This is a genomic window from Rahnella rivi, assembly GCF_019049655.1.
GTDB classification, from domain to species: domain Bacteria; phylum Pseudomonadota; class Gammaproteobacteria; order Enterobacterales; family Enterobacteriaceae; genus Rahnella; species Rahnella rivi.
Window position 1 is genome coordinate 60,953 of sequence record NZ_JAFMOX010000051.1, and the last position, 11,074, is coordinate 72,026.

5 protein-coding genes are annotated in these 11,074 nt (G+C 51.5%); 2 read left to right on the forward strand and 3 right to left on the reverse strand.

The window, feature by feature from the left end:
• Positions 1 to 446 precede the first annotated feature (446 nt).
• Complete coding sequence (gene ubiG / locus J1779_RS06505) at positions 447 to 1,196, reverse strand: bifunctional 2-polyprenyl-6-hydroxyphenol methylase/3-demethylubiquinol 3-O-methyltransferase UbiG (RefSeq protein ID WP_217203191.1); 750 nt, start codon at positions 1,194 to 1,196, stop codon at positions 447 to 449.
• Positions 1,197 to 1,456: 260 nt separating this feature from the next.
• Here ubiG and gyrA point away from each other — a divergent pair, with 260 nt between their 5' ends.
• Together gyrA and rcsC are read left to right on the forward strand one after the other, a co-directional pair.
• Positions 1,457 to 4,108 (forward strand): DNA topoisomerase (ATP-hydrolyzing) subunit A, encoded by a 2,652-nt coding sequence (gene gyrA / locus J1779_RS06510; protein WP_122097561.1) that lies wholly within the window; start codon positions 1,457 to 1,459, stop codon positions 4,106 to 4,108.
• Between the two features lie 143 nt (positions 4,109 to 4,251).
• Entirely contained in the window at positions 4,252 to 7,128 is a 2,877-nt protein-coding gene (gene rcsC / locus J1779_RS06515) for a two-component system sensor histidine kinase RcsC (RefSeq protein WP_217203192.1), read from the forward strand.
• A 79-nt stretch (positions 7,129 to 7,207) separates the two neighbouring features.
• Here the strand turns inward: rcsC and rcsB are convergent, their stop codons facing one another.
• The gene (rcsB, locus tag J1779_RS06520; RefSeq protein WP_056782307.1) at positions 7,208 to 7,858 is read right to left on the reverse strand and encodes a response regulator transcription factor RcsB; all 651 of its coding nucleotides are present in this window, start codon (positions 7,856 to 7,858) and stop codon (positions 7,208 to 7,210) included.
• A gap of 4 nt (positions 7,859 to 7,862) precedes the next feature.
• Positions 7,863 to 10,553, reverse strand: coding sequence for a phosphotransferase RcsD (rcsD, locus tag J1779_RS06525; RefSeq protein WP_217203193.1), 2,691 nt, complete (start codon positions 10,551 to 10,553; stop codon positions 7,863 to 7,865).
• Positions 10,554 to 11,074: the final 521 nt, after the last annotated feature.

Sequence of the window (11,074 nt, forward strand, 5' to 3'; positions counted from 1 at the left end):
GGCAGCACGACTCGATTCTAGTGTGCTGGTCAGGATATAAACACAATATATTGTGGGTTTGTTATTTTCTGATGACAAGATAGTGACTGAACCGTCCTTTGGCAAGTGAACAAAATCGTCAGATTTGTGGATAACTTGGGGAGAAATTTCTGGTCTGCGTCTGAGGAGTCCGTCATTGCTGGCGCGACAAACCTGTCAATATCTTCAATACGATTTTCTTATATTTTTGCGAAAAGTGATCGACTGCCGGTTTATTAAACGTTAGAAAAAAACGCTATATTGATCTGGATAACTATTCTAAAAAATCATGTTGCATCGCCGACGTCACCAACGCCCTAAAAACTAAGGTTTAAGTAAAACCCATCACGCTAAGCGCGGGCAGAATTGCACTTAATGTCGCCCGGAACACATTTTCCGGGCTTGACGTCGGCGTCATTTCCGGCAGGTCAGAGGGTGGTGCTCTCTTCCGACTGCGTATGAATCATGTAATTCACATCAACGTTCGGCCCGAGTTTGAAATGATCGGTCAGCGGGTTGTAATGCAGACCCATAATGTGACGTTCGGACAGCGACGTGCGATCGATCATGCCCAGTAATTCAGACGGCTTGATGAATTTTTTAATGTCGTGCGTGCCCTTTGGCACCATTTTCAGCACATATTCTGCGCCAAAAATCGCCATCAGCCAGGCTTTGTTATTGCGGTTGATGGTGGAGAAGAACACATGGCCGCCCGGTTTCACCAGACGCGCGCAGGCGTCAACCACAGAAGCCGGATCGGGAACGTGTTCCAGCATTTCCATGCACGTCACCACGTCGTATTGCTGAGGATGCGCATCAGCGTGGGCTTCGACAGTTTCCTGCACGTAATCGACTTTCACGCCGCTTTCCAGCGCATGCAAACGCGCGACCTGTAACGGTTCGCCGCCCATGTCCAGACCGGTGACTTTCGCGCCGGCGATGGCCATGCTTTCACTCAGAATGCCGCCGCCGCAGCCGACGTCGAGCACGTTCTTCCCGAACAGGCCGTCGGCACGCTCCAGAATGTAATTCAGGCGCAGCGGATTGATACGGTGCAGCGGTTTGAATTCGCCTTCCAGATCCCACCAGCGTGAGGCAACCGCCTCAAACTTGGCGATCTCTTCGTGGTCGATATTCTGTGGGGCAGCAGAGGCGGGTGTGGATGCGGTGTTTGTCATGAGCGTGATGGACTCCTTATATCTCGATAAAACCGATTATACCTATTTCGTCTGCTTTGGTTCAGTTTTGTGGTTCTGGCGAATCTTTATACGAAATGCGGTGCTTTGCGCAAAGGTTTGAAAGACGTTGGATAATACTCGCCAAAAGGGGGCGGTTGTTTTCCACGTTTCGCTGGTTTGTGGTATAGTTTTACACCTTTGCGCTATATATGCCTACGTGGGCAGCGGCCATGAATAATCAGTAGAGGGATAGCAGCTCCATGAGCGACCTTGCCAGAGAAATCACACCGATTAACATCGAAGAAGAGCTGAAAAACTCTTATTTGGATTATGCGATGTCCGTTATTGTCGGACGTGCGCTCCCAGATGTGCGTGATGGTTTAAAACCGGTACACCGCCGCGTACTTTTCGCAATGAACGTCCTCGGTAACGACTGGAATAAAGCGTATAAAAAATCGGCCCGTGTGGTCGGTGACGTTATCGGTAAATATCACCCACACGGTGATACCGCAGTTTATGACACCATCGTTCGTATGGCTCAGCCTTTCTCACTTCGCTACATGCTGGTGGACGGGCAGGGTAACTTCGGTTCAGTGGATGGCGACTCCGCAGCTGCCATGCGTTATACCGAAATTCGCATGTCGAAAATTGCTCACGAATTGCTGGCTGACTTAGAAAAAGACACCGTCGATTTCGTGCCAAACTACGATGGCACCGAGCAGATCCCGGCGGTCATGCCAACCCGTATTCCTAACCTGCTGGTGAACGGCTCGTCAGGTATCGCAGTCGGTATGGCGACCAACATTCCGCCGCATAACCTCACCGAGGTGATCAACGGCTGTCTGGCATTTATCGAAGATGAAAACATCAGCATTGAAGGGCTGATGGAACACATCCCTGGTCCAGATTTCCCAACAGCGGCGATCATTAATGGCCGTCGCGGCATTGAAGAAGCTTACCGTACCGGCCGTGGCAAAATTTCCATCCGTGCCCGCGCAGAAGTGGAAGCGGACGCCAAAACCGGTCGCGAAACCATCATTGTTCACGAGATCCCGTATCAGGTGAACAAAGCCCGTCTGATCGAAAAGATCGCCGAGCTGGTGAAAGAAAAACGTGTTGAAGGCATCAGTGCGCTGCGCGATGAGTCTGATAAAGACGGCATGCGTATTGTCATTGAAATCAAACGTGACGCCGTGGGTGAAGTGGTTCTGAATAACCTTTACTCGCTAACTCAGTTGCAGACCTCTTTCGGTATCAACATGGTGGCATTACACCGTGGTCAGCCGAAAATTTTGGGTCTGAAAGAGATTCTGTCTGCGTTTGTTCGCCACCGCCGTGAAGTGGTGACGCGCCGTACCATCTTTGAACTGCGTAAAGCCCGCGACCGTGCTCATATCCTTGAAGCACTGGCTATCGCTCTGGCAAACATCGATCCGATCATTGAACTGATCCGTGCTGCACAATCTCCGGCTGAAGCGAAAGCGGGCCTGATTGCGCGTTCATGGGATCTGGGTAACGTGGCGGCGATGCTGGCCAGCGCCGGTGACGACGCAGCCCGTCCTGAGTGGCTGGAGCCTGAGTTTGGTATTCACGAGGGGAAATACTTCCTGACGGAACAACAGGCGCAAGCGATTCTGGATCTGCGTCTGCAGAAACTGACCGGTCTTGAGCACGAAAAACTGCTGGATGAATACAAAGAGCTGCTGGTGCAAATTGCCGAGCTGATGTACATCCTGTCCAACCCTGACCGTCTGATGGAAGTCATTCGCGAAGAGCTGGAAGCGATCCGCGATCAGTACAATGATCCGCGTCGCACTGAAATTACGGCGAACTCATCTGACATCAACATCGAAGACCTGATCAACCAGGAAGACGTTGTGGTGACCTTGTCGCATCAGGGCTATGTGAAATATCAGCCACTGACCGATTACGAAGCGCAGCGTCGCGGCGGTAAAGGTAAATCAGCAGCCCGTATTAAAGAAGAAGACTTCATCGACCGTCTGCTGGTCGCCAATACCCATGACACCATTCTGATGTTCTCAAGCCGTGGTCGTCTGTACTGGATGAAAGTCTATCAGTTGCCGGAAGCCAGCCGCGGTGCCCGTGGTCGTCCTATCGTCAACCTGTTACCGCTCGAGCCGAACGAACGTATCACCGCCATTCTGCCTGTACGCGAGTACGAAGAAGGCCGTCATGTGTTCATGGCAACAGCCAGCGGTACCGTGAAGAAAACCGCACTGACCGATTTCAGCCGTCCGCGCAGCGCTGGCATCATCGCCATCAACCTCAACGAGGGTGATGAGCTGATTGGTGTTGACCTGACCGACGGTAAAAACGAAGTCATGCTGTTCTCTGCGGCCGGTAAAGTGGTGCGCTTCTCTGAAGAAGCGGTACGTTCGATGGGCCGTACGGCGACCGGTGTTCGCGGTATCCGTCTGGGCGAAGGCGACAGCGTTGTGTCGCTTATCATTCCTCGCGGCGAAGGGTGCATCCTGACCGTCACGCAGAATGGTTTCGGTAAACGTACTGAATCTGCTGAATACCCAACCAAATCCCGTGCAACACAGGGCGTTATCTCGATCAAAGTGAGCGAGCGTAACGGTCCGGTTGTCGGCGCGATCCAGGTTGATGAAGCCGATCAGATCATGATGATCACCGATGCCGGCACGCTGGTTCGTACCCGCGTTTCTGAAGTGAGTACCGTTGGCCGTAATACCCAGGGTGTTACGCTGATCCGTACCGCTGAACAAGAGCACGTGGTAGGCCTGCAACGTGTTGCAGAACCGGTTGAAGACGAAGAGCTGGATGGCGTTGCCACCGAAGCAGGCGAACTGGAAGCGGCGCAAGCAGCCGATCTGCCAGACGAAGCAGAAAGTGAAGACGAACAGCCTGCTGACGACGAAGAAGAATAAGTTTTCGTAGTCAGTTGTCAGAAAGGCATAACATGGCAACGTGTTATGCCTTTTTTATTTATTTGGGATTTTTTAGAAAGTCCTCCAATAGTGTATTCTGATTCACATTCCGCTCACCGAGCCGTTACACCGATGGTTACTCCTTGAAATATCTTGCTTCGTTTCGTACAACGCTGAGGATCTCCCGCTACCTGTTCCGGGTGCTGGCGCTTATGTTGTGGACTTTGGGTGTGCTGCTGACCACCTTTTATGTGCTGAATATCTTCCACAACAAAGAGTCGGAGATCCGTGATGAGGACAACCTCAATTACGATCTGGCGCAGAGCTATATCAAAAATTCCAACGACGTGATGCGCAGCATTAAGTTCATGGCGGAAAAGCGGCTGAGCGATTCAATGAACGGCCTCGACATCATCAACGGGATGATCAGTACCAAGAATACGCCGCCGTCCTACCTTTCGCTTTTCCCTGAGTCTGACTGCTCACAGCTCAATGGCAGCTACCGCAATTCGCTGGCGTCGCTCGGCAATATGATCCACTACTGGAAAGACAACTTTTCCGATGCCTATGATCTCAACCGCGTGTTCTTTATCGGCGGTGAGAATCTGTGTCTGGTGGATTTCGGTATCAGCAGCGAGCCTTTTGAACGGGAAAGTCAGGATCAGCTGAAATCGCTGCATGAAAAAATCCTGCAATACCGTAACGGCAAGAATCCGGATAAAGAAAACAGCCTGTACTGGGTGTCGCAGTCCAGTAATAAAGAATCCGGTTATCTGTATGTTCTGACACCGATTTTTGTCGGTAATAAGCTGGAAGCGCTGATGGGCATCCAGCAGAATCTGCGTCTCGAAGATCTGGTCACGCCGAGCGCGCAACATACCGGCGTGACGCTGCTGGATGAGAACGATCAGCCGCTGCTAAGCCTGTCCGAAGGTGACCGCTATACCGCCGCGCTGGGCAATTACCCGCAGGAAAGCTCCTACTTCGGCTACATGAACGGCTACAAAGATCTGATCTACAAAAAGCCGCTGTCGCCGTCCTCACTGAGCGTGGTGTATTCCATGCCGTTCAATATTGTGATCGAACGGTTCAAGATCATGATATTCAACGCCGTGCTGCTGAATATCTTCTCTGGCCTGTTGCTGTTCATTCTGGCGTGGGTGTTCGAGCGCAAGATGTTTTTACCCGCCGAACAGAATGCGTTCCGCCTGGAAGAGCACGAGCAGTTCAATCATAAAATTGTCGCGTCGGCGCCGGTGGGGATTTCGATTCTGCGCATCAGCGACGGCGTGAACATTCTGAGTAACGAGCTGGCGCACAATTACATCAGCATGTTGACGCAGGAAGACCGTCAGCGCATTACGCGCATCATCTGCGATCAGCAGGTGAACTTCGTCGATGTCATCACGAAAAACAACAACAATATCCAGCTGAGCTTTGTCCATTCCCGCTACCGTAACGAAGATGTGGCGATCTGCGTGCTGATTGACGTCAGTGCGCGCGTGAGAATGGAAGAGTCGTTGCAGGAAATGGCGAACGCCGCCGAGCAGGCCAGCCAGTCCAAATCCATGTTCCTGGCGACGGTCAGCCACGAATTGCGCACGCCGTTGTACGGCATCATCGGTAACCTGGATTTACTGCAAACGCAGGGGCTGCCGCAGGGTGTTGACCGCCTGGTGACGGCGATGAACAACTCCTCGGCGCTGTTGCTGAAAATCATCAGCGACATTCTCGACTTCTCCAAAATTGAGTCCGAGCAGCTGAAAATCGAGCCTCAGGAGTTCTCCTGCCGGGAAGTAATCACCCATATCGCCGGTAACTATTTGCCGCTGGTGGTGAAAAAGCGCCTCGGGCTGTACTGCTTTATCGAGCATAACGTGCCGCTGTCGTTTAACGGCGATCCGGTGCGTTTGCAGCAGGTCATCTCCAACATCCTGAATAACGCCATCAAATTCACTGATACCGGCTGCATTGTTCTCAACGTCAGAACCTGCGGTAATTATCTTGAATTCCAGGTGCGCGACACCGGTGTCGGCATTCCGGAACGGGAAATTACCCGCCTGTTCGATCCCTTCTTCCAGGTAGGGACCGGCGTGCAGCGTCATTTCCAGGGCACCGGTTTGGGGCTGGCGATTTGTGAAAAACTGATCAACCTGATGGATGGCGATATTGATGTCGAATCCGAGCCGGGTCTGGGCAGCTCCTTCACGGTGAGAATTCCGCTGTACAGCGCGGTATTCCCGTCCGAAGCGCCGCTGGATCACTGGCAGGATAAAACCGTCCTGCTGGATGTGCGCAACGCCTACCTCGAAAGCTACCTGATGCAATTGCTGCGCTATCACGGCGCGAACATTCAGCGTTACGAACCTGAGCAGCAGACCGGCGCGGAAGACGTGCTGATCACCGATACGCCGTTTATTCACATGGGCACCTTGCGCGCGCAGATTGAATTCTCGATAGACCATATCGGGCCGCCAGTGGAAACCCGGCCAGGGTATTGGGTACACGGCACCTCGACACCGCTGGAAATCGCCTTGCTGCTTAACCGGATTTATCAGATTGAGGCGGCCGGGGAAGAGGGCGGATTACAGGCACCGGCGGCTGACAATGCCGTGGCGCAGGACTACAGCGACATCCGGCTGCTGGTGGTGGATGACCATCCGATCAACCGCCGTCTGCTCGCCGATCAGCTGGGCACCATGGGCTATATCGTGGTGACCGCCAACGACGGGGTCGATGCGCTGGATGCGATGCGGGCACATGAGATTGATATCGTGCTCAGCGACGTGAACATGCCGCGTCTCGATGGTTACGGCCTGACGCAAAAACTGCGCGAGCTGGGGCATACGCTGCCGGTCATCGGCGTAACAGCCAATGCGCTGGCCGAGCAGCGTCAGCGGTGTCTGGAAGCGGGAATGGATAACTGCCTGTCGAAGCCGGTGACGCTGGAAACGCTGCGCGATACGCTCAGTTATTACAGCGATCGGGTGCGCAAAGCGCGGCCTGTACAGGAAAGCTGAGTCGAAAAAAAGCCATAAGAAAAGGCACCGGAAAGGTGCCTTTTTTTTGCTGTCAGAGTTGTCGCTGAAAGCCTGAAAACTAGTCTTTGTCGATCGGCATGGAGCTGATTGAGGACAGGTAGTTCAGCAGCGCAATATCGTTTTCCACACCCAGTTTCATCATCGCTGATTTCTTCTGGCTGCTGATGGTTTTGATGCTGCGGTTCAGTTTCTTAGCAATTTCAGTGACCAGGAAGCCTTCTGCAAACAGGCGCAGAACTTCGCTTTCTTTCGGAGACAGGCGTTTGTCGCCGTAACCGTTGGCACTGATTTTTTCCAGCAATTTTGCCACGCTGTCCGGCGTAAACTTCTTGCCTTTTTGCAGTGCGGCCAGCGCTTTAGGCAGATCCGTCGGCGCGCCTTGCTTAAGAACAATCCCTTCAATGTCCAGATCCAACACCGAACTCAGGATTGCCGGGTTGTTGTTCATGGTCAGAACAATGATCGACAACTGAGGATAGTGACGCTTGATGTACTTAATCAGCGTGATGCCGTCGCCGAATTTATCGCCGGGCATGGAAAGGTCAGTGATCAGCACGTGCGCATCAAGTTTGCTTAAGCTGTTTACCAGTGCAGTCGAGTCTTCAAACTCGCCAACGACGTTCACCCATTCGATTTGTTCAAGTGACTTACGAATACCAAAAAGGACGATAGGATGATCATCAGCAATAATTACGTTCATAGTATTCATGTGATTAGCTACCTTGCTGCAGCAGTCTGGAGACAAAAGAATCAATAAGATTGATGGTTTCAGTAATCTGTAATGCATCGCCATCTGCGATGTACTTTTCTAACTCTTCACACAATTGCTTGCCTGGGGTCAGGTTCAGCATAGCGAACACTCCCTTAAGGCGGTGTGCAGTTTGGGAAAGTGATGTGAAATCACGACGTTGGTTTTCATTATACAGTTTCTCAAGATCTTCCGGTACTGTCTCGACAAAAAGCTGATAGTAATCGCTTGATTTTAGCTGATTTTCATAATGGTCGAGAGAGTCTTCACCGGTTTCTTCGGATGAAACACTGTCATCAGGCACAGCAAATTGCTGCTCAATTAACAGTAGGGTTGCGTCGATCAGCGCACTGCTGATGTTGTAATTGACGCGAATATAATGCTTTTCAAGCGACTGAAAACCGGACTCATCGTCGGTCAGCAGCAGCGTAAATTTGTCACTGTTCTGCGGGTTATCCGTCAGCAGCACGTCATATTCCCGCATCAGCTGGCGTTCGTCAGCCACAATACACACGGCGCCATAGGCGTTCATGGTCCGGGTGACGATCCCGCGCACTTCGTCAGACGTGATGTCCAGCAGCGCCGTCACATCCGTCAACAGTTTCTCGTGTTCCGCTTCAATTTCCTGCGCTTCCGGGCGCTGTTTGACGCGCACCGTATAACGTGTGCCGATATTCAGCTTACTGCGAATCTCCAGCTGTCCGCCGAGCTTCTTACACAGCTGATTACACAGGAAGAACGTCAGGCCGGAGCCGTGATTAAAGCGATCAACTAACGTCTGACTCAGGAAAGGATAATTCAGATTGCTCAATTCTTCCTTCGAAATTCCGCTGCCGGTGTCAGTTATGTGAAACACCAGCTGATCCGGGCGATCTTCGTCCTGCTCGCTGGTCAGCGTGACCTTGCCGAGGGACGTCGTGACGATGGCGTAATCGAGCAGCAGCGACAGGATTTTTTTCACGGCCTGCATATCACCGACAAAGGTGGTTTCAGGCGCGATATGGAAATGATTCAGCAACCCGAGCCCTTTCTGACTTAAGCGGGGCAGGGCGTCGAGCAGCAGTTCATCGACCATCGCGGATAACACATAGGACTGACTGGCTGGCTGCCAGTCCTGCGTTTCCAGCCGCGTCAGCAGGGTGATGTTGTCCACCAGCGTCAGCGCATTGCGCGATTCGACCTGCAATTTGCCCTCAAGCATCTGGCGCTCGCGCGGTTCTTCAACCGCCACTAACGACTCGACCAGCCCGTTCAGTTCCTGCAACGGCTGATTCAGTTCGATGCCTAAATTGTGCAGCATCAGTTTGCGCGCCTGCAGATTCTTCTCGAACTCACGCTTCGCCTGTTGCAGCGTGCGGTTCACCATCACTTCTTTGTCCTGATCGTGCAGCAGGAACAGATAGGTTTCCGGCGAAATCTGGCTGCGGATCATGCGGATCTCATACACCTCATTATTGACGGTGGCCTGAATCGAGCCGTTGTGTTGCTCGGCCATATTGGCAATTTTATTCAGGCTGAGATGCGGCAGAAGCTGGTCGGCAATTTTATTACTGAGGATCACGCTGTGGTTGCTGAAATTGTAGACCAGCAAGCCAAGCGGCAGCCCGGATATGATTTCCTGGTTCAGCGCCTGCTGCATGTGCAACTGCGCCGCCATATTTTCACTCGGGCGGATGTACTGATGACGGATGAAGTAAATGCTGGTCATCGCCAGTGCGATCAGGAACAGATTGATGAGGATCAGCCAGAAGTTGTTTCTCGACAGATCAACCACCAGGCTAAACAGCGGCACGTGGTAAGTCAGCGACAGCGGCGAGTTGCTGAGCGGCACGTTAAACACCAGCGACCAGCCCTGCAGCGTGATGCTGCTGGTGGCGTTGTCGTCGCTCGGATCACCTTCATTGACGGCGGCCGTGCTGCCATTGAGCTGGAAGTTGTCCCGCGCCATGTTCAGCGGGATCAAATCACTCATCGGTATATCAAACGCGATGACCGTAGCCAGATGGCCGGGGTTATTGAAGGTGGTACGCAGGGAGAAGCTGTAGTCGCTGCTCTGCCGGGATTTACGCAGACCGGAATAGCTTTCGCGTTCGTCCAGCGTATTCGCCTGTTGCAGCATTTCAGCGCGTCGCGATTGCAGCGTGCTGGTGAAATAGTTTTCTTTGAGACGGGAATCCTGTTCCTCGAGCGCCACCGTCGTGATCAGCACCATGCTGTTATCCTGGCCGTTCAGATAATACAGCGAATAAGGCAGCGTTTTCGCGCCCCACTGTTCATCCAGGAAGGCGGATATTTTCAGGGTCAGATCCAGCGTGGAGCTGTCGTGAGTGCCGAAAATCAGGGCATCTGTTTTCTTGCGCGGTTTGGACACGTAGAACATGTCCTGACGCAGACGAATTTCCTGCGCAGACACGGCGTCCGGCGGCAGCGGCTGGCCGGTGAAATTGTCGTAAATCTGATAGGTCATGTAGCGATACTTATCGATACGTTTTTGCAACTGGTCGGCGGTGGTTTGCACCGTGCGCAGTTTGTCATTCAGATAAGCATTGGTGTAGTTATACCCGTAAAGACCCAGCCCCAGTGCCAGCAGCAAAATGAACAACCAAAAGAATCTCGTGATATTGGTTGAGGTCAGCGATAAATATTTACCTGACATGATGATGAGTCTTTTCCTTCATGAAAAAACACCTGAGATTAAACAGACCGCACAGTTTATCAGAAACGATAAGTTTCAGTGATTGCACGTAGTCTTAATTATTTTTGTACTCAATGCATTAAGCTCAAAAAAAACGATGTGTTCCCACAAAACTGGTAAGCCGTTTTGATGGTTTTTTTTATCTCTTTATGGTTGATTTTCTTGACAATGATCGCGCTTACCTTTTTGTGAATCCTCCATAAAATCATGTTAATTCAATAAATTAACAGAATAATCCCTCGCTAGGCCAGATTTTCACATCCGTCAAAAATTATATTTCATATCCATTTGATGAATAATTTTTATCTTTAAGATAACATTTTTTTAATACACTTAACTCAAATCATGCATATAACTTATGGAGTTTCCGGGATAAAAATGACGGAATCACCAAACAGAAACACATAAAAAGCATCACTATTATCATTATTTGTACGTTTTGCAGTCTGTGTACCACTCATCACCAGTTGGAAGTTAATCCA

Excerpts from the sequence above, each read along its gene's own strand:
- ubiG (WP_217203191.1), bottom strand. The coding sequence starts at position 1,196 with ATGACAAACACCGCATCCACACCCGCCTCTGCTGCCCCACAGAATATC.
- gyrA (WP_122097561.1), top strand. The coding sequence starts at position 1,457 with ATGAGCGACCTTGCCAGAGAAATCACACCGATTAACATCGAAGAAGAG.
- rcsB (WP_056782307.1), bottom strand. The coding sequence starts at position 7,858 with ATGAATACTATGAACGTAATTATTGCTGATGATCATCCTATCGTCCTT.
- rcsD (WP_217203193.1), bottom strand. The coding sequence starts at position 10,553 with ATGTCAGGTAAATATTTATCGCTGACCTCAACCAATATCACGAGATTC.